15 protein-coding genes are annotated in these 19,615 nt (G+C 39.5%); 1 reads left to right on the top strand and 14 read right to left on the bottom strand.

All coding sequences use genetic code 11. From position 1 onward, the window contains the following. Window positions 1-91: 91 nt before the first annotated feature. From IGI80_RS16815 to IGI80_RS16805, 3 genes are all read right to left on the bottom strand, one after another. A complete protein-coding gene (locus IGI80_RS16815) occupies window positions 92-1,270 on the bottom strand; it encodes a pyridoxal phosphate-dependent aminotransferase (RefSeq protein ID WP_438724198.1) in 1,179 nt (392 codons plus the stop codon). A gap of 161 nt (window positions 1,271-1,431) precedes the next feature. After that, window positions 1,432-4,122, bottom strand: a complete 2,691-nt coding sequence (locus tag IGI80_RS16810; protein WP_438724197.1) for an alpha-mannosidase — start codon at window positions 4,120-4,122, stop codon at window positions 1,432-1,434. 11 nt (window positions 4,123-4,133) lie between these two features. Beyond that, window positions 4,134-5,423: a glycoside hydrolase family 125 protein gene (locus tag IGI80_RS16805; protein WP_002357422.1), complete on the bottom strand. Its 1,290-nt coding sequence runs from the start codon at window positions 5,421-5,423 to the stop codon at window positions 4,134-4,136. Between the two features lie 156 nt (window positions 5,424-5,579). On the opposite strand from IGI80_RS16805, the gene IGI80_RS16800 reads away from it, so the two are divergent. Beyond that, on the top strand, window positions 5,580-6,626 hold the full coding sequence (locus IGI80_RS16800) for a GntR family transcriptional regulator (RefSeq protein ID WP_002398334.1): 1,047 nt from the start codon (window positions 5,580-5,582) through the stop codon (window positions 6,624-6,626). Between the two features lie 188 nt (window positions 6,627-6,814). On the opposite strand, the gene IGI80_RS16795 is transcribed toward IGI80_RS16800, so the two are convergent. The 11 genes from IGI80_RS16795 to IGI80_RS16745 form a co-directional block, all read right to left on the bottom strand. Continuing rightward, entirely contained in the window at window positions 6,815-7,744 is a 930-nt protein-coding gene (locus IGI80_RS16795) for a LysR family transcriptional regulator (protein WP_002361904.1), read from the bottom strand. A gap of 18 nt (window positions 7,745-7,762) precedes the next feature. Beyond that, on the bottom strand, window positions 7,763-8,476 hold the full coding sequence (locus tag IGI80_RS16790; RefSeq protein WP_002382382.1) for a carbonic anhydrase: 714 nt from the start codon (window positions 8,474-8,476) through the stop codon (window positions 7,763-7,765). 182 nt (window positions 8,477-8,658) lie between these two features. Next, a complete protein-coding gene (gene pyrE / locus IGI80_RS16785; protein ID WP_002360179.1) occupies window positions 8,659-9,291 on the bottom strand; it encodes an orotate phosphoribosyltransferase in 633 nt (210 codons plus the stop codon). A 1-nt stretch (window position 9,292) separates the two neighbouring features. Further along, the gene (gene pyrF, locus IGI80_RS16780) at window positions 9,293-10,006 is read right to left on the bottom strand and encodes an orotidine-5'-phosphate decarboxylase (RefSeq protein ID WP_002365730.1); all 714 of its coding nucleotides are present in this window, start codon (window positions 10,004-10,006) and stop codon (window positions 9,293-9,295) included. Further along, window positions 9,996-10,934, bottom strand: coding sequence for a dihydroorotate dehydrogenase (locus IGI80_RS16775; protein WP_002369312.1), 939 nt, complete (start codon window positions 10,932-10,934; stop codon window positions 9,996-9,998). Before IGI80_RS16775 ends, pyrF begins: the two co-directional genes overlap by 11 nt. Beyond that, window positions 10,931-11,722, bottom strand: coding sequence for a dihydroorotate dehydrogenase electron transfer subunit (locus IGI80_RS16770; RefSeq protein WP_002380354.1), 792 nt, complete (start codon window positions 11,720-11,722; stop codon window positions 10,931-10,933). Before IGI80_RS16770 ends, IGI80_RS16775 begins: the two co-directional genes overlap by 4 nt. A gap of 107 nt (window positions 11,723-11,829) precedes the next feature. After that, on the bottom strand, window positions 11,830-15,012 hold the full coding sequence (gene carB, locus IGI80_RS16765) for a carbamoyl-phosphate synthase large subunit (RefSeq protein ID WP_438724196.1): 3,183 nt from the start codon (window positions 15,010-15,012) through the stop codon (window positions 11,830-11,832). After that, on the bottom strand, window positions 15,012-16,091 hold the full coding sequence (locus IGI80_RS16760) for a carbamoyl phosphate synthase small subunit (RefSeq protein WP_353966103.1): 1,080 nt from the start codon (window positions 16,089-16,091) through the stop codon (window positions 15,012-15,014). The genes carB and IGI80_RS16760 overlap by 1 nt, the downstream gene beginning before the upstream one ends. A gap of 2 nt (window positions 16,092-16,093) precedes the next feature. After that, window positions 16,094-17,377 (bottom strand): dihydroorotase, encoded by a 1,284-nt coding sequence (locus IGI80_RS16755; protein WP_002357412.1) that lies wholly within the window; start codon window positions 17,375-17,377, stop codon window positions 16,094-16,096. A gap of 8 nt (window positions 17,378-17,385) precedes the next feature. Continuing rightward, a complete protein-coding gene (locus IGI80_RS16750; RefSeq protein ID WP_002357411.1) occupies window positions 17,386-18,312 on the bottom strand; it encodes an aspartate carbamoyltransferase catalytic subunit in 927 nt (308 codons plus the stop codon). A gap of 13 nt (window positions 18,313-18,325) precedes the next feature. Continuing rightward, on the bottom strand, window positions 18,326-19,606 hold the full coding sequence (locus tag IGI80_RS16745; protein ID WP_117749955.1) for a solute carrier family 23 protein: 1,281 nt from the start codon (window positions 19,604-19,606) through the stop codon (window positions 18,326-18,328). Between the last annotated feature and the right edge of the window lie 9 nt (window positions 19,607-19,615).

Genomic DNA, 19,615 nt, shown 5'->3' with positions numbered 1-19,615 from the left:
TTAGTTACAAGTTTAGTCTACCAAGACTCTGTTAATTCTGTTTCAATTAAATGTAAATAAAAGGTAAAGGTGTGTAAAGAATCTATAAAGGCTAGTGCGTTACGCGTTGTGTCGCCATGTAATGTGCAATTCGTTCCATGGCCGTTGTTAATTTATCCATATCGGACGCATAACTAATTCGGACGTATCCTTCTGCTTCTGGGCCAAAAGAAATACCTGGAATCAACGCTACTGCTTCTTTTTGCGCTAAATCAATACAAAATTTCATAGAATCTTGTTCATAACCAGTAGGAATCTTAGCAAAAATATAAAAGGCGCCATTTGGACGTGCAACCTCAAACCCCAATTGAGTCATCTGTTCATAAACAAAATCGCGCCGTTTCCGATACTCTTCTTTCATAATTTCAGCATCATGCATTCCTTCGATTAAGGCACGAACAGCCGCTTTTTGAGACACTGTTGCAGCCGCAGTAACTAAATACTGATGAACTTTAATGATCTCCGCTGTTAAAATCGCTGGTGCAAAAATAAAGCCAATCCGCCAGCCTGTCATGGCATGTGATTTCGACAAACCGTTAATTAAAATCGTTTGGTCACGTAACATTTCAGCAATCGAAACATGACTCTCATCATAAGTTAACTCACTATAAATTTCATCGCTAATCACAAAAATGTCGTATTTTTTTAGAACATCAGCAATTGCTTGCAACTCTTGGCGGTTATAGGTGACACCAGTTGGGTTGCTAGGATAATTTAAAATAATTGCTTTGACTTGTTCCCCATGCTCGGCCATTGCCGCTTCAATCATTTCAGGGGTCAAGACAAAATCGTTGCCTCGTGTATCCAAATATACCGGTTCCGCCCCCGCCAATGTAATAATTGGTTCATACCCTGGGTAAATAGGTGCTGGCAATAGCACTTTGTCACCTTGTTCTAAAATTGCTAATAACGAAGCTGAAATCGCTTCTGTTGCTCCAACTGTTACTAAAATTTCTGTCCCAGGCTGGTAAGTCAAATGGTACTTTTCTTTCATAAAATAAGCGGCTGCTTCACGGACATCTAATAAACCAGACATCCCTGTATAATGAGAAAAATTCGTATCAATTGCTTCTTTGGCTGCTTTTTTGACATGCTCAGGTGTGTTAAAATCCGGCTCTCCTAGCGTTAATTTTAAAATACCTTCAATTCCTGAGACTTGTTCGTCAAATTGACGAATTAAAGAAACAGCAATTTTATTTACTTGACGATTAAAACGATTGGTTAAATCCATTTAGCTTCACTCCTTCAGTTGACGTTATAGTAGCACAAATTGACCGTAAAATGAATGATTTTCTCATTGTTTCGCTAGATTTTTATTATAAATATCTCAAAAAAACGACAGAGAAGAAAATAGGAGAACTTTGTCCTTTTCAACAAAGTTCTCCTATTTATTTATTTTTCGAAACGCCATGTCCGAATTTCAAACGGACGTAATGGTGCATCAACTTCTATCGCTGGTGTCAACGGTTCTTCTAATACATTTGTTAAACAAGTCGCTGGTTGTGTCTCTTTGTGAAGTTCACAAGGAATATTTTGCGCTGTTAGATTAAAGCCACGAACGACTAAATGATTTGTTTGCTCTTGACGTTTAACGGCTGTCCAACCAATTGGTCCTTCTGCCGTTGTCAAATAGACATGGTTCGGTGCTAGTTTACCTTCATGACGCGTAGTAGTAGCTGCAGTAAAAGGAATTTGTGCACTATAGGCTTGTTGATACGTAGCAAAGCGTTCTTCTGGTTTTCCATGCAATGACAAACCATATTTAAAGGTATATTCTCCTTGGCATTGTGCTTCTGGTGTCGCAAAATAGCCCCAATCACCTAGTTCGCCAACACAACGAATTAATGTGACCGCAATGGTTCCATCTGCCAATACTTCATACTCATTTAAGCCTTCATTGAAGATAGTCACGCCTTTATTTTGGTCATGAACATTCACAAACGCTTGTTGGTGCTGCGGGTTTGTTGGATTTTCCCATGCGTCGCTTACTTGATTTGGTCGTGTCACGACTTCATAAATACTATCCGCTTCGTGTGTTTCTGTGACCATGCCAGTTGGGAAAAGCACGCGTAAACGATGATCTTTGATTTGATTATTAATGGTTGTTTCAAAGAATAATTGGTTACTTTCTTTGATCATTGTAACCACTGTCGTTATTTCGAACGGGCGAAGCGTCGTTGAACGTTGTGCTTGGCGTTCTCTAAACTCACGAACAGCCTTTTGTTCTTCTTCTAATCGTTCATCTGCTGAAACTGGTAACATGACGGTTTGTTTAATTTGATAACTTGCTTTTACAGGGGAATTTTCTTTATTCGTAATTTCAGCCGTTACATTTTCGGTTGTAATTCCTTGGTCTTCGGTCGGTTTGAAAAAGATATATTCATTCCCAATGTCGCCAGTATCTTCAAATGTTAACAATTTTGAAAATGTTTCTCCTGTTTTTTTGTCAGCAATGGTTAAGCTACCATTGTTTTCAATTTTCACTTGAATAAATTCGTTTTCCATTTCATTTGTTGCTGGTTGAGCCAAAAGACTTCCTTCAAAAGCTTTCGTTTCTCCTTGAATCAATGCAAAGCTATCCCAAGAGAATGGCGCCATTTCTTTGACAGATAATTCGACCATTAAGTATTTAGCCATGTACGGTTGACGGAAAGCATCTTTAGGTAAATCGTAACCAAAACGAACATCTTCTTTGACAATACGGCTTGCAACGGCTTTTCCAGTTGGATCAATCACTTGATAATCTGGGGTGGCTTTTTGTTTTAATTCATGATAAAGATCTTCAGGTTTTCCTGTATAAAATGGCAATCGTTCAATCTCCACTTCCACAGTGACAACCTCCGTTTTCTGATAGCCACTAGTATTAAATAAAACAAACGGGTGCGCTTTTTCTGGGAAAACACTTGTATCAATTGCTTCTGTTAATTGTCGTGTTGCTTCATCTGCTAAGAAATGCCCGACATCATTGGCATTTTCAAAGCGAGTCATCATGCCTCGGTGAACCTCGTCGACAGAACAGCCACAAATACTATCGTGCGGATGGTTTTGAAGCAATGTTTTCCAAGCATAATCAAATTGCTCATGTGGGTAGTCGCCAGTTACTTCGTAAGCCATTGCTGCTAAAGGTTCTGCGATATTTTCTAATTGGCGTTGGACTTTTGTGTTCCACTGTTTTAAATAGACGCGAGCAGAAGAAGTATTGGCTAATGTGTACCAGCCATCCGTTTCTTGACTCGTTAATTCGCCTGTTACTGTTCCTAAATCTTCTGGTAACTCCTCTTGAACAGCTTTCAAATAGTCATCGAAATTGGAATGAATAAATTCATATTCTGGGAATAGTTCATTGGCTAAAGCGATGGCCTTAGTAATATCTCTTTGTACCGGTTGGTGGTCGACCCCATTCATCATCAATAAATGGTTTGTGGAAGCGTAACGTTCCACATCAGCCAATTTTTGTTTCCAAAAAGCGATTGCCGCTTCTTTTTCTGAAGGAATTTCGTTCCCGTTACTATACCAGTTCGCAAAAAGCAAGCCGAAAATTTTCGTTTGGTCAGGACCTTCCCACCACATTTCAGAATATTGTGAGCTATAGTCGCTTTCTAAGACTTGATTATCAAAGCCAATCGGTTTCACCCCACGTCCAAAGGCAGCCGCAGGCAGATTTGCTAATTGCATCATTTGAGGCGTTTGACCCATGTTACCAAATGTATCCGGGAAGTAACCTAATTGAACTGGTGCTCCCCATTTTTGACTTTCTAAATGCCCAATCAGCATGTTTCGAACATTGGATTCAGAGCTAATTAAAAAGTCATCTTGTAAAATATAAAATGGTCCGATTTTTAGTTTGCCTGCTTGGACAGCTTTTTTCACGGCTTCTTTTTTCTCTGGGCGAACTTGTAAATAGTCGTCTAAGATAATCGTTTGTCCATCTAAATGGAAACTGTTAAACTCTGGATCATTTTCAATTAAATCTAATACATTATCCACTAATTCAATTAAGCGCATATGATGTTCTTCATAAGGAAGATACCATTCACGATCCCAATGACTATGGGAAACAATATAGACTTTTTTCTTTGTCATCACTTTTCCTCCTATTTTTCCACTCGGATGTCAAAATAATCCATAACTAATTCACAAAACATCATATTAGCCCATGAAAACCATTCTCTTGTATAATTTTCAGGATTATCTACGTCAAAACCTTCATGCATCAAATGAGTCCCCGCATCTGTGGCAACTAATAAATCTAAAATTCGTTCTTTTTCTGCTTTATCTTTGGTTGTCATTCCTTCCATTGCTAAAGCAATCGGCCACACGTAATTTTCTGGTGTATGCGAGCTACCAATCCCTTTCGCATATTTGCCTTCATAGAAGTAAGGATTTTCTTTACTTAATAAGGTTTGACGCGTTGTTAAATATTGTTCATCCTCTGTTGAACAATAACCCAGATAAGGGGCTGCTACTAAATTGGGAACATTACTGTCATCCATCACGCTTGCATTGCCTAAGCCATCCACTTCATACGCATAAATCGTTTCGTTATTTTGATTTTTTGTTCGTCCAAATGTTTGGATGCCTTCTTCAATCTCTTCTTGTAATTTTTTAGCAATCGCCACAATCGTAGCATCTTCTAAAACATCAGAGAAAATTTCTTGAATATAGCCTAAAATTACGACTGCAAACATATTAGAAGGAACTAAGTAACCATATTGGCAGGCATCATCACTAGGACGGAAGCCTGACCATGTCATCCCTGTTTTGCCGACTGGCGTTCCTTTCCCTGCTTCAACCAACGTATCTTCTTGACGCCACGTATCTCGTTCAAATAAATAAGGTGACTGTGCGTGATCTTGTTCTGTTGTAAAAACGTTGAGAATTTTTTTGACGCCTTCCACAAAATCTGAATTAAATTGTTCGGTCATCCCAGTATTTTTATAAAGTAAATAGGCTAATTGGACCGGGTAACATAATGAATCAATTTCATATTTCCGTTCCCAAATCCAGCCATTCATTTCGGTCTTATCAGTTTGATGGCCTGCATGATTATCTGTTTCATTAAACGCATTGGCATATGGATCAATGCAAATATAACGAAACTGACGCTTAACCAACCCAGCAATCATTTGAGCAAGGTCTTCGTCTTCTTTCGCAATCACTAAATAGGGACGAACTTGTGCTGTTGAGTCTCTCAACCACATTGCTGGAATATCGCCTGTTAATAAAAAGGTAGTACCATCTTCTTGACGTTTCACTGTTGTTAGTAAAGTATTGGCAAAGGCCGCCTGAAAGTTTTTTGCCCAATCTTGATGTGCTTCACCGCATTTTTCTGTAATTGTCTCCATAAATGTTGCTACGGATTTTGGAACTTCTGTATAAACCATTCTCGTCACCTCTTAAATTTGATATATCATTTCACAATTGAATTATAGCGTTTACATTTCACTTTGTCTAGTGATTTCAATCATTTTTTTCATTTTAAAACCAATTAATTTATGGTAAACTATAAATAAGATATATCTTATTGTGAGGTGAAATGAATGAAGCAACCATTATATCAACAAATTATTGATTATTTACAAAATGAAATTGATTCAGGGCGATTGCCTGTTGGAGCGCAAGTGCCTACCGAAAAAGAATTATCGGCTCAGTTTAACGTCAGTAGAATTACGTCCAAACGAGCGCTAACTGAGTTGGAAACGCAAGGCGTAATCCAACGTCACCAAGGAAAAGGAAGTTTTGTTCAAGCACCAAAGCACCCTCTCCATACCTCTTTAAATAAAGTTCTTTTTTTATTGCCTTTTGCAGACGATTTATCAGTAGGAAATTTCTATAGCGGTTTGGCCCCTACTATTCAAGCAGCTGGTTTAGAAGTCTTTATGACCTCGCCTAATTTTTTGAGAGAGAAAAATGCTGCGGACATTGTGAATGAGTTTGCCGGGCTTGTCTATTATGCTGCTACTAGTAATGACTATCTCGACTTACTGTTCGAGTTGGCTTTGATGAATTTTCCAGTCGTTGTCTTGGATAAAAAGATCCATGATTTGCCTTTTGCAACCATTCAATCAGACAACTTTGCTGGTGGTAAAACAGCAACCGAACGCTTAATTGGCTTAGGACATACAAAAATTGGATATATCCTTTCAGGAAGTCCAGCCCTACAATCCGTTCGGCAACGTTATTTAGGTTATCTCCAAGCTTTAAAAGAAGCCAATCTGGCATTTCATACAGCAATCACGGAAACCAATCTCTTAGATGAACACAACTTTAAACAGTATTTTGAGGCGCACCAACTCACAGCCGTGGTCTGCGATAATGACTTCAGCGCGTTACATTGTTTACGAAACTGTAAAAACCTAGGTATTCATGTGCCAAAAGAATTATCGATTATTGGTTTTGACGATATTCAAGCAGCAGCATTTGTCGAACCGCCATTAACAACCATGGCACAAGACTTTAAAGAAATGGGAAAACTAGCTGGCGAAGTGTTATTACAAACGATGCAACAGGACGTTCAAGTCATAGAAGACATTCAAGTGCCTGTCACATTAATTGAAAGAGAAACCATTTCTACTGTTTCAAAATGAGCCAAAAAAGAAGAGCGTGGGACAAAAATCACTTTGGATTTTTGCTCCACGCTCAAAAACTAATAAACGGCGGGAACAGAAGCAACTCCTTCGGAAATAAGCCGAAATTCTCCAAAAATTAAAGAACAATTTTCGGAAATTCCTTCTTATTTCTCGGAGTTAAACACTTCTGTCCCGACCTCTTCTTTTTATTCCTTAGTGCTAAACGTTTTGGTATCTACCTCTTTTTTAAACAACGCTTTTAGTTCTTTGATAAAGTAGCGACCAATCGGACTGATTTCCCGATTTTTGGGAAAGAGTAAACAAATACGATTTTCCAAAGCTGGCGCCAATGGCACTAACCGAATTTCTTTCTTCGTAAAACCCGTTACGACACCTGAACCAGAAGCATAAGCATTGGTTTCTACCAACAAATTCATTAAAGTTCCACGATCCGTAGTATGAATGACCGATTCCTGTTCAGGAATTTCAACTAAATCTTCAGAAAAATAGGAAAAATTGCTTCCTTCTTGATTAAAGCGGACTTGTGGATAGGGAACTAATTCCTCTAAATGAATTTCTTTTTGCTTGGCTAAAGGATGATGATTTCCTAAAAAAATGTGTGTATTAAAAGTACTAATTACCTCGTAGGCTAGATTAGCTTGTTCTAAATACCGTTCAATACTGACACTATTTTGTTCATTTAAATAAATAATCCCCAACTCACTGTGAAATCCTTTGACGTCTTCAATTACTTTTAAGGTTGTGGTTTCAAAGACACGAAAATCTTTATATTGATCCCCATACTTTTTAAGAACTTTGGCAATTACCTCACCTAAAAAATCGTAATGTTGCGAAGAGATGGAGAATCGTTCGCTGGTCACTGTCTCGCGATAGCGATTTTCCAATAACTCCATTTGAACTAAGACTTTCTCTGCTTGTTCTAAAAAAACCATTCCTTCTTCTGTTAAAAAAGCGCCCTTATTGGTACGTAAAAAGAGGGAAATCCCTAGTTCTTCTTCTAATTCTCGAATACTATTTGACAAGCTAGGTTGTGTAATAAATAGTTTTTTGGCTGCTTCCCGAAAACTCCCATTGTTAGCTATGGCAGCAACATACTTCATTTGTTGAATATTCAACACTTTTTCCTCCACACACTAATCATTTGAAAAATAAATCTTACGCCCATTCAACGGCTGAAGGGGCCGATTGTTAAAGGCCAACATACCTTCCTTGATCTTATTTAAAAAGGCTTGATCCATTTTTTGAATGGTATCAAATACAAACCATTTCACTGGACCCTTAGTTGGCGGTGTTGTTAACGAGCCTACATAATGGTAGTGTAGACGTTCCTCTGGTAAAAAGATTGACGGATTAAACCATTGTTGGTGCGTGCCGTTTTCCCAGTCCATCGGATGATTCGCTTCTGAAAAACGATTTTCTTCCTCTGTGATGGTAAACAGGCAACCGACAACTAAATTTTCGCCAGCATCATTCATATGAACCAAATGGAATTCTAGCGGATACTGCTTTCCCGACAGCAAATGTTCGCTAGGCATATGAAAATGGATATCGGTTAAATGATACGCAACATTTTCAAACATTACGTAACTTTCCGTATTTGGTGGTACAAAATGAAACGTATTTTTGAATTCTTTTTCAGTGAATTCTTCTTTTTTATAATGAAACGTAATCTGAGAATTTACTGTCTCAGCACTTTCTTTTTCTAAAGCAATTGGCGATTGATAAGCAAACTTAGCACCTTCTGCAAACCAGTCACATAGCGTATGCCAATGTTCCGGTCCATCGTTGCCTGTATAGCTCCATTCAACGTCCATATTTTTTATTTTTTTCATACACTCTTCCTTCATTTCCACATAGTAATCAGGTAAAACTCATGTTAAAACTCTATCCTAACATCTTTTCTACGTCAAACAAAAGAACTTAGATCATTACGCTCCTCGGCAAATGACCTAAGTTCTCCTACCGTTAAATCTGGTTACTGAAAATGATACTAAAAATCAGACGACAAGAACCATCTTTAGTTCAACGGTTATTTGCCCCAGTTTTCAGGATCTTTTTTCCATTCTTGTAATAAGGTAACATCTTTTTCTTCGATATAATTTGCTTCTAATGCAGCATCAATTAAAGTTGAATAATTGGTTAACGTTAGTAACGTCATCTGTTTATCTGCAAAATTTGCCGTTCCTTTGGGTAACTCATAAGTGAAGATTGCCGCAACGCCTAAAACCGTTGCTCCTTCACGTTCCGCCGCTTCTGCCGCTTCTAACACGCTACCGCCGGTTGAAATTAAATCTTCGATAACTACCATTTTTTGTCCTTCAGAAATTCGGCCTTCAATTTGATTCCCTTTGCCGTGATCTTTGGCTTTACTGCGGATATAAACCATTGGTAATCCTAAAATATCGGCTACCCATGCCGCATGTGGAATCCCTGCGGTAGCTGTCCCAGCAATCACTTCGACTTCTGGGAAAGTCTCTTTAATTTTTGCCGCTAAGCCTTCTGCAATTTCTTTACGCACAGCAGGATAACTCATTGTGATACGGTTATCACAATAAATCGGGCTTTTTATGCCACTAGCCCAGGTAAAAGGCTCATTAGGGTTTAAAAATACCGCTTCAATCTCTAATAAATCTTTGGCAATCTTTTTTGCTACTTTTGTCATGTTACTTTCCGCTCCAGTCTTTTTTGATTTCTTGATAGGCTTCATAAGGATTTTCTGCTTGGGTAATAGGTCGGCCAACAACGATATATGTGGACCCGATTTCGCGAGCATGTTGCGGCGTAACGACCCGTTGCTGGTCACCTACTGCACTTCCCGCTGGGCGAATACCAGGTGTTAAGCAAATAAACGTCTGCTTGGTTGCTTCTTGAATACCACGTGCTTCTAATGCTGAACAAACCACGCCATCCAGACCCGCTTTTTCCGCACATTTAGCATAATGAATGACACTTGTCTCTAAAGAAACGTTGATTAATTGATCGTGGTGCATCTCTTCTTCACTAGTAGAAGTCAACTGGGTTACAGCAATTAACTCAGGAACCTTAGCGCCTGGCTGAGTCCCTTTGATTAGACCTTCCTTAGCTGCTTGCATCATTCGAACGCCCCCTGCTGCATGGACATTGGTAATGGCAACGCCTAATTTTGCTAAATTTGTCATCGCTTTTTCCACAGTATTCGGAATATCATGTAATTTTAAATCCAAGAAAACATCATGTCCTTGTTCTTTAAGCCAGCGAACAATCGCTGGTCCTTCTGCGTAAAAAAGTTCCATCCCCACTTTAACAAACAAGGCTTCTTCCTTAGGAAATTTTTCTAAAAAAACAGCCACTTCTTTTTGCGTGGGAAAATCTAACGCAATAATTGGTCTATCGTGCATTTTGCTGCCCCTCTCTCACTTCTTTAATTAATTGTTCCAACGATTCAATACCTAACTCTTCCATTCGCTTAGGTAATCCGTCAATCAACTTCGGACAAATATATGGATCTGTAAAGTTGGCCGTACCAACACCGACAGCGCTAGCACCTGCCATGAACATTTCCAAGACATCATCCACTGTTTGAACACCGCCCATTCCAATAATTGGCAACTGAGAAACACTGGCGACTTGTCGGATTAAGCGAATAGCAACAGGTTTAATGGCTGGTCCAGATAGTCCACCAGTTTGATTGGCTAAAATAGGTTTTCTCGTTTTTAAATCAATGCGCATCCCTAGCAATGTATTAATCATAGAAAAACCGTCTGCGCCCCCTGCTTCAATTGCTTGGGCGATCGGCACAATGTCCGTTACGTTTGGTGATAGTTTAACATAAATCGGAACAGAGGCGACTTTTTTGACTGCTTGTGTTAATTGAAAAGCAACCTCTGGATCTGTACCAAAAGCTATGCCGCCATGTTTCACATTAGGACAGGAAATATTCAGTTCAATTGCTTTGACGTTAGGCGCTTGCCCAATTTTTGCGCAAACAGCCACATAGTCCTCTTCGCAAGCACCTGCAACATTTGCGATAATCGGTAAGTTAGGGTATTTTTCTAATTTCGGTAATTTTTCTTGCATAACCACTTCTAAACCTGGATTCTGCAATCCAATGGCATTTAGCATACCACTAGGTGTTTCAGCTACACGTGGTGTGGGATTTCCATATCGTGCTTGGGGCGTTGTTGCCTTAATCATAATTGAACCTAATTGATCAAGGTCATAATAGTTAGCATATTCTTCCCCGAACCCAAAGCAACCACTGGCGGGAATAATTGGATTTTTTAATGTTAAACCTGGAATTGAAACGGCTAAAGGATTTTTCATCATAAGATAACCTCACTTGCTTTAAAAATCGGACCTTCATCACAGACCTTGACACTTTTTGCTCCAGTAGTGTCTCCTTTTTTATGGCAAACGCAGGCATAGCAAGCCCCAATTCCACAGGCCATCCGTTCTTCTAAAGAAAGGTAAACGTGTGGATGTGTTGGAAATAAAGAATCAATTGCTTTTAACATACCATTCGCACCACAAGCATACACTGCATCAGGGATCCGTCCTTTTGCTAACGCTTCTGACAATAAACGGCCCACGTTGCCATGAGCGCCAAACGAGCCGTCATCTGTGGCAAAATGTGTTTCTCCTAATGCCATAAATTCTTGTTGGTAATAAGCAACCTCTTTTGATGCATAACCAAGAAAATGAATCACTTTCACGCCTTTTTCATTGAGTTGTTTTGATAATTCATACAATGGGGGAATCCCGATTCCTCCGCCAACGATAAAAGCAGTTTGACCAGCTGCTACGGTAGTTATATCAAAGCCGTTTCCTAAAGGACCTAAAATATCTAATTGTTCACCAGCCTTCATGGTGGCAAACACTTCCGTTCCAGCGCCTTCGACTCGATAAATCAAACGACAGGTTTCGTTCGAATGATCAATTTGGTTGATGCTAATCGGTCGCCGCAAAAGTAAATCTGCACGCGGAACCTTGATATGCACAAACTGTCCAGGTCGTGTCATGTCTTTCACTAACTCGCCTTGTAAGTCTAACTGATAAATCCGTGGCGCTAACTGTTTTTGAGCTACAATGGTCATCATTTCTTGCTTTCTCTGCATCAGTGTCCTTCACTCCTTTATTCTCTGATTCCCCTATAAATGATTTTCTATTTCTTCGTAAAAGAATCTGGAACAGTCCTCCTGAGACGATTGTTCCAGATTTTTGCTTAAATGGCTTCTGTCGTAAAGGCTCTTGATTCTAAAACTTTTAAAATCGCATTCGCTGTGTCAAGTGAGGTAAACAATGGAATCCCATGTTCGACTGCTTCCCGACGGATTGAAAACCCATCTTGGTTGGCACTGGAACGATTTTTATCCATAGTATTGATTACCACTTGCGCATTCCCATTGCGAATGACATCCAGCACGGTTTCCCCTTCAGGATTAGAAATTTTCGTCACTTTCTTAACAGGCAACTGATGCTTCGCTAAAAAGTCAGCGGTTCCTTCCGTTGCGACTAAACTATAGCCAATTGCTGAAAAACGCTTAGCAATTTCTAAAGCCTCTTCTTTTGTTTCATCAGCAATGGTGAAAAGTACAGCCCCATAACTTGGCAAATGCAAGCCAGATGCTTCAAAGGCTTTATACAAGGCTTTTTCTAAATAATAATCACTACCCATAACTTCCCCAGTTGATTTCATTTCAGGCCCTAAGTACGTATCTACTTTTTGTAGTTTCGTAAAGGAGAACACAGGGGCTTTCACATGAACTTGTTTACTTTCAGGATATAATCCATCTTGATATCCTAGGTCAGTCAGTTTCTCACCAAGAATCGCTTTTGTAGCAACTTGGGCCATCGGAATCCCTGTGATTTTACTTAAGAAAGGAACTGTTCGACTCGCACGAGGATTCACTTCAATCACATAAACACGATTTTCATGAATAACAAATTGAATATTCATCATACCTACACAGTTTAAACCAAGTGCTAGTTTTTTTGTATAATCGGCAATTGTTGCCTGAATTTCTTGAGAAAGATACTGCGGTGGATAAACCGCCATTGAATCGCCAGAATGCACGCCAGCTCGTTCAATATGTTCCATAATCCCTGGAATTAGTACTGTTTCACCATCACAAATGGCATCAACTTCACATTCTTGTCCCAATAAATAGCTATCAACTAAGACAGGATGTTCTGGAGAAGCTTTGACTGCATGTCGCATATAATCTTCCAAATCCTTTTGATTTTCGACAATTTCCATTGCACGACCACCTAAAACATAACTTGGACGCACTAAAACGGGATAGCCGATACGATCAGCAATCACGACTGCTTCTTCTGCACTTGTGGCTGTATCTCCTGGTGGTTGAGGAATCGCTAACTCTTGCAAAGCTTGTTCAAATAAATCACGATTTTCCGCACGATCTAAATCTTCAATCGTTGTTCCAAGAATTTTAACGCCTTGTTTTGTGAGCGGCTCAGCTAAATTAATCGCTGTTTGTCCACCAAATTGGACGATCACGCCAATCGGATTTTCTAAATCAATCACATTCATGACATCTTCTAAAGTTAATGGCTCAAAGTATAATTTATCAGAAACAGAGAAATCTGTTGAAACTGTTTCAGGATTACTATTCATAATAATTGCTTCATAACCAGCCGCTTGGATTGCTTTGACAGAATGAACGGTTGCATAATCAAACTCGACCCCTTGACCAATGCGAATGGGACCAGAACCTAATACTAGTACAGAAGACTTTTTCGAAACATTGCTTTCGTTTTCCACTTCATACGTGCTATAAAAATAAGGCGTGTGTGATTCAAACTCTGCAGCACACGTATCCACCATTTTATAGACGGGCACAATTTGATTGGCTCTGCGGAAGTCAGCGATGGCTTGTTCTGTTTGTCCCCAAAGTGCTGCGATTTTCCGATCAGAAAAACCATTTTGTTTGGCTTCTTTCAAAACAGCTACGTTGTCCACGTGACTTTCAAGGGCTGTTTCAATTTCGATAATGTGTAAAAGTTTATCCAAGAAGAATAAATCAATTTTCGTTAAACTTTGTAATTCTTCGATGCTATATCCTCTGCGAATGGCTTCTGATAAGTAGAACAATCGATCATCTTGCGCATGGACCATTTTCTTCGTTAATTCTAAATCACTGACATGACTTAGTTCTTCTAACTCGTTGTGATAAGCACCAATTTCTAAAGAACGAACTGCTTTTAATAAGGATTCTTCAATATTGCGGCCAATTGCCATGACTTCCCCGGTTGCTTTCATTTGCGTTCCTAGTTCTCGAGCACCTTTTTCAAATTTGTCAAAAGGCCAACGAGGAATTTTGGAAACAACATAGTCCAAAGCGGGTTCAAATTCGGCATAAGTGGTTCCAGTAACTGGATTTTTCATTTCATCTAATGTTAAACCAACAGCAATTTTTGCAGCTAACTTCGCAATGGGATACCCTGTGGCTTTACTAGCAAGTGCAGATGAGCGAGAAACACGAGGATTAACTTCAATCACATAATAATTAAAGCTATGCGGGTCCAAAGCTAATTGAACATTACAGCCACCTTCAATTTTTAATGCACGAATAATTTTCAAGGACGCATCTCGTAACATTTGGTATTCATAATCTGATAAAGTTTGACTCGGAGCAAAAACAATCGAATCCCCAGTGTGAATGCCGACGGGATCAAAGTTTTCCATGTTACAAACCACAATCGCATTATCAGCCGAATCACGCATCACTTCATATTCAATTTCTTTAAAACCAGCAATACTTTTTTCAATTAAACATTGTGTAACTGGTGATAATTTCAGACCGTTTTCGGCAATCTGACGGAGTTCTTCTTCCGTATCACACATGCCGCCGCCTGTTCCACCTAAGGTAAATGCGGGACGAACGATAATTGGATAGCCAATTCGTTTGGCAAAAGCCACGGCTTGTTCCACCGTATTGACAATTTCACTTTCTGGAATCGGTTGTTCTAATTCTTCCATCAATTGTTTAAATAAATCACGGTCTTCCGCTTGGTCAATCGCACTGAGCTTTGTTCCTAGCAATTCTACATTTAGCTCATCTAAAATTCCTGATTCCGATAATTCCATCGCCATATTTAATCCAGTTTGACCACCTAATGTTGGTAGAAGAGCATCAGGACGTTCTTTCCGCAAAATTCTTGAAACAAATTCTAAAGTAATCGGTTCAATATAAACATGATCCGCGATTTCTTTATCGGTCATGATGGTCGCTGGATTTGAGTTTACTAAGACAACTTCATACCCTTCTTCTTTTAGCGCTAAACAGGCTTGTGTGCCTGCATAGTCAAATTCTGCTGCTTGTCCAATAATGATTGGTCCTGAACCAATCACCATGATTTTCTTGATGTCCGTTCGTTTTGGCATTAGTTTTGCTCCTTCCATGCATCCATTAATTCCATAAATTCGTCAAATAAATGAAGACCATCGTGCGGTCCTGGAGCCGCATCTGGGTGATATTGCACAGTAAAAGCTGGATAATCTCGATGACGCACGCCTTCAACCGTTCCATCATTAACTTCCACGTGGGTCACAAGTAATTTTTCTGGATCAATTGTTGCTTCATCTACGGCATATCCGTGGTTTTGTGAAGTGAAATCAATGCGTCCTGTTGCAATTTCTCGTACAGGATGATTCAAACCGCGATGTCCAAACTTCATCTTATACGTATCCGCACCATTTGCTAATGAAAATAACTGATGACCTAAGCAGATGCCGAAAATCGGAACTTTTCCTTGGATTGCTTGAATCATTTTAATAGCTTCAGGCACATCTTTGGGATCTCCAGGCCCATTTGTCAACATGACACCATCGGGACTTAATTCTAAAATCTCTTCGGCCGTTGTATTATAAGGCAACACGGTTAAGTTGCATTGCCGTTTTGATAATTCTCGCAAAATACTATGTTTCAACCCAAAATCAACGACGACCACATTACGCCCAATACCTGGACTCGGATAAGGCTTAGTGGTGGAGACTTGTGCCACTTGATTTTTCGGCATGACTGTCGCTTTTAATTGATCAAACGCATGCGGCAAATCATCCACGGCATCAATGATGCTCCCCTTCATTGTTCCAGCTGATCGTAACTTACGAGTCAGCGCACGCGTATCAATTCCTGAAATTCCCGGAATCCCTTTGCGCTTTAAAAATTCATCCAAGGTCATTTGTTGACGCCAATTTGAAGCAACCCGCGCATGCTCTTTAACAATGACACCTTTACAGGTTGGTGCAATGGATTCATAATCATCTCGGTTGACCCCGTAATTTCCAACTAATGGATACGTAAAAGTAATCATTTGTCCATTAAAACTTTGGTCAGTAATTGCTTCTTGGTAACCTGTCATGCCAGTAGTAAAAACAACTTCTCCTACTACATTGCCTTCTGCACCAAACGCTTTTCCTTCAAATACTGTTCCGTCTTCTAAAATCAATAACCTTTTCAAACCTACTGCGCCTCCTCCGACCAAGCTAATGCTCCGTCAACAAATGTCATAAGTGTCTTTCCTTTGACTGTCCACCCTGTAAATGGTGTATTGACAGCCATTGATTCAAATGCTTCTGCATCAATTGGTGCAGCTGTTGCTAAGTCAAAAACTGCAATATCTGCTGGTGCACCAATTGTTAGTGTTCCTGCGTTTAATCCAAAAATTTCTGCCGGTTTCACTGCCATCCAATCAATCACTTGTTCTAATGTGAAAATGCCTGTTTCGACAAAGTTCGTATAAATCAATTGGAAGGCCGTTTCACTACCGACAATACCAAAAGGTGCGTTTAAAAATGATTGTTGTTTTTCTTCTAAACCATGGGGCGCATGGTCGGTAGCAATACAGTCAATCGTGCCATCTAACAAGCCGTCAATCAATGCTTGTCGATCTGCTAAACCACGTAATGGCGGGTTCATTTTCCAAAACCCTTCGTCACCAGGAATATCCTCATCGACTAAAATTAAATGGTGTGGCGAAACTTCGGCTGTTACGTGAATCCCTGCTTTTTTAGCATCTCGAATAACGCGCACGCTTTCTTCTGTTGAAACATGACAAACATGATAATGAACGCCTGTTTCTTTTGCTAAAGTAATATCCCGAGCAATTTGTGAAGCTTCCGTTGCACTTAAAATCCCTGGTAGGCCTAATTTCTTAGAAACTTCTCCTTCATGCATCACACCACCAAATAATAAAGATTCATCTTCCGTGTGCGCAACAAGCGCCATATTTAATGCAGCCGCTTCTTTCATGGCTAAGTACATCGTTCCTGCCGTCTGGACACCAACACCATCATTCGTAAATGCAAAGGCGCCCGCTTCTTTTAAGGCCTTCTGATTGGTTAAAACTTCACTCCGTAGCTCTTCTGTAATGGGGGCATATTGTAAAACTTTCACGACTGCATCTTTTTGAATTAAGTCGTAAACCTCACTTAATTTTTCAGCCGTATCTGGTACTGGATTCAAATTGGGCATTGCGCAAACCGTAGTAAAACCACCGCGAGCAGCAGCTTTACTACCCGTTTTAATCGTTTCTTTATACGTAAAGCCTGGTTCTCTAAAGTGAACATGCACATCCACCAAGCCTGGCGTGATTAGTTGCCCGTTCGCATCAAACACTTGCTCAAAATCTGCTTCGTCAAACGATTCCCCGATTGCGTGAATCACACCATTTTCTAGCCAAAGTGCTGCCTCAATCAATTGATTCTCTTTTTTGATGATTTTTCCATTCTTAATTAACGTCTTCATTTCTCCACCTAGGCCTTTCCATGTAAAATTGCTTCCAAAATTGCCATGCGCATAAAGACTCCGTTACTCATTTGCGCGACGATTCTTGATTGCAGACTTTCCACTAATTCATCTGCCAGTTCAACATCCCGATTGACTGGCGCTGGATGCATAATAATTGCGTGTTTCTGTAAACGAGTTGCCCGTTCGTTGGTTAAACCATATTCCAAATGATAGCCTTCTTTTGAAAAACTTTCCTTACCATCATGACGTTCGTGCTGCACGCGAAGTAACATCATCACATCGACTTTTTCAACAATTTCATCTAGCGGCACATATTGTCCATAGACATCAAACTGATGATCATACCACTCTTCTGGACCTGAAAAATAAATTTCAGCGCCTAAACGGTTTAATAACTGCATATTTGATTTAGCAACGCGAGAATGTGTAATATCTCCCACAATCGCCACTTTCAAGCCTTCAAATCCACCAAATTCTTCATAAATGGTCATCAGATCCAATAAACATTGTGTAGGGTGTTGTCCACTCCCGTCCCCACCGTTAATAATAGAACATTGAATCGTTTTACTTTGAATCAATTCATCGTAATAATTTTCTTTACCATGACGAATGACTGCTACATCTACACCAATTGCCGACATCGTTAGTACTGTGTCGTATAACGTTTCTCCTTTTTGAACAGAACTTCTACTTGCTTCAAACTCAATCACTTCTAAGCCTAATTTTTTCTCAGCTACCTCAAAACTTTTATGTGTTCGAGTACTATTTTCAAAAAACAAGTTTGTTGCAAAATATTGACGTTCTTCTGGGTGCCATTTTGCCCCCTGTTTAAATTCTCCTGCGCGACGGATTAACCCCATGACTTCACGGTCGGTTAAAGCCTCAGCAGTTAAAAGATGTTTTAAACTAATTCGTTCAGATGTAATAATCATTCGTCCAGTCCTCCTACTGTTCTTCGCTACGTGCGTTTTCCGGTAAAATTAAATTCAAAACAATTCCTAAGACGGTTGCTAATGCCATTGAAGACAATTCAAAGGTTCCTACTTTGAAGACTAAGCCACCAATGCCGATGACTAAAATTACTGAAGCAATCAATAAATTCTTTTTCTTATCAAAATTAATCTTATTATCGATTAAGATTTTCAAACCACTTGCGGCAATCACACCGAACAAGACGAAACTAATTCCTGAAATAACTGGTCCTGGGATACTTAGAATCAAGGCACTTAATTTTCCAACAAATCCTAAAGCTACAGCGAACACCGCGGCTCCACCAATCACGAAGACACTGTGTACTCTTGTAATTGCCAACACGCCGATATTTTCACCATAACTTGTAACTGGCGGTCCACCAACAAAACCTGCTACAATTTGCGCTAAGCCATCTCCCATTAAAGTTTTAGATAAGCCTGGGTCTTGGAAAAAGTTGCGCTTGGTTAATTTATTCAAGACCATTAAATGACCAATATGTTCTGTCATTGTTACAAAAGCAATTGGTGCCATTGTTGTAATGGCATTTAAATACAATTTCGGTTCATATTGAACAAAAGGTACTTCAAAATTCGGTAAAGCAAACCAAGCAGCTTCTTTAATAGGGGTTAAGTCAATAATTCCGAAAGCTAAAGCGACTAGATACCCACTAACAATTCCCAAAAGAATTGGAATTAATCCTAGGAAGCCTTTGAAAAACATGTTGTAAAAAATGGTTAAGCCTAAAGTAATTAAGGCTACGACAATATATTTAAAATCATAAACGTTGTTGTTATACATTGCGTTATTTGCGGCATTAGCTGCCAAGCCTAAACCGATAACCATCACGACAGGTCCTACAACGATAGGCGGTAAAATTTTATCCAACCAGTCGGAACCAATTTTTTTAATGATTAATGAAACGATTAGGTATACCAAGCCGGTTGTCATAGCACCTTGGGCAATGGCTGGATAACCATCACTCTTCATTAACATCTGCATCGCTGCAATAAAAGCAAAGCTACTGCCAAGATAAGCGGGGATTTTTCCTTTTGTAGTAATCAGATAGACCATTGTTCCTAATCCTGAACTGACTAACGCAATCCCTGGGTCAATTCCTACTAAGATTGGTACTAAAACCGTTGCACCAAACATCGTAAATAAATGTTGTAAACTTAGGCCAACCCAGTGAAAAGCTTGCGGTCTGTCTTTAATATCTAAGACTGCATCCTCATTTCGAAATTCTTTTTCTGACAACGTTGTTCA

This window comes from Enterococcus sp. DIV1420a (genome assembly GCF_051712165.1).
GTDB classification, from domain to species: Bacteria; Bacillota; Bacilli; order Lactobacillales; family Enterococcaceae; genus Enterococcus; species Enterococcus faecalis.
The sequence above is the reverse complement of the archived record's forward strand: the minus strand, read 5'-3'. Positions and strand labels throughout refer to the sequence as shown.

Bases quoted from the DNA above. Each gene is read 5' to 3' on its own strand.
- IGI80_RS16815 (WP_438724198.1), bottom strand. From the start codon at position 1,270: ATGGATTTAACCAATCGTTTTAATCGTCAAGTAAATAAAATTGCTGTT.
- IGI80_RS16810 (WP_438724197.1), bottom strand. From the start codon at position 4,122: ATGACAAAGAAAAAAGTCTATATTGTTTCCCATAGTCATTGGGATCGT.
- IGI80_RS16805 (WP_002357422.1), bottom strand. From the start codon at position 5,423: ATGGTTTATACAGAAGTTCCAAAATCCGTAGCAACATTTATGGAGACA.
- IGI80_RS16800 (WP_002398334.1), top strand. From the start codon at position 5,580: ATGAAGCAACCATTATATCAACAAATTATTGATTATTTACAAAATGAA.
- IGI80_RS16790 (WP_002382382.1), bottom strand. From the start codon at position 8,476: ATGAAGGAAGAGTGTATGAAAAAAATAAAAAATATGGACGTTGAATGG.
- pyrE (WP_002360179.1), bottom strand. From the start codon at position 9,291: ATGACAAAAGTAGCAAAAAAGATTGCCAAAGATTTATTAGAGATTGAA.
- pyrF (WP_002365730.1), bottom strand. From the start codon at position 10,006: ATGCACGATAGACCAATTATTGCGTTAGATTTTCCCACGCAAAAAGAA.
- IGI80_RS16775 (WP_002369312.1), bottom strand. From the start codon at position 10,934: ATGATGAAAAATCCTTTAGCCGTTTCAATTCCAGGTTTAACATTAAAA.
- IGI80_RS16770 (WP_002380354.1), bottom strand. From the start codon at position 11,722: ATGCAGAGAAAGCAAGAAATGATGACCATTGTAGCTCAAAAACAGTTA.
- carB (WP_438724196.1), bottom strand. From the start codon at position 15,012: ATGCCAAAACGAACGGACATCAAGAAAATCATGGTGATTGGTTCAGGA.
- IGI80_RS16755 (WP_002357412.1), bottom strand. From the start codon at position 17,377: ATGAAGACGTTAATTAAGAATGGAAAAATCATCAAAAAAGAGAATCAA.
- IGI80_RS16750 (WP_002357411.1), bottom strand. From the start codon at position 18,312: ATGATTATTACATCTGAACGAATTAGTTTAAAACATCTTTTAACTGCT.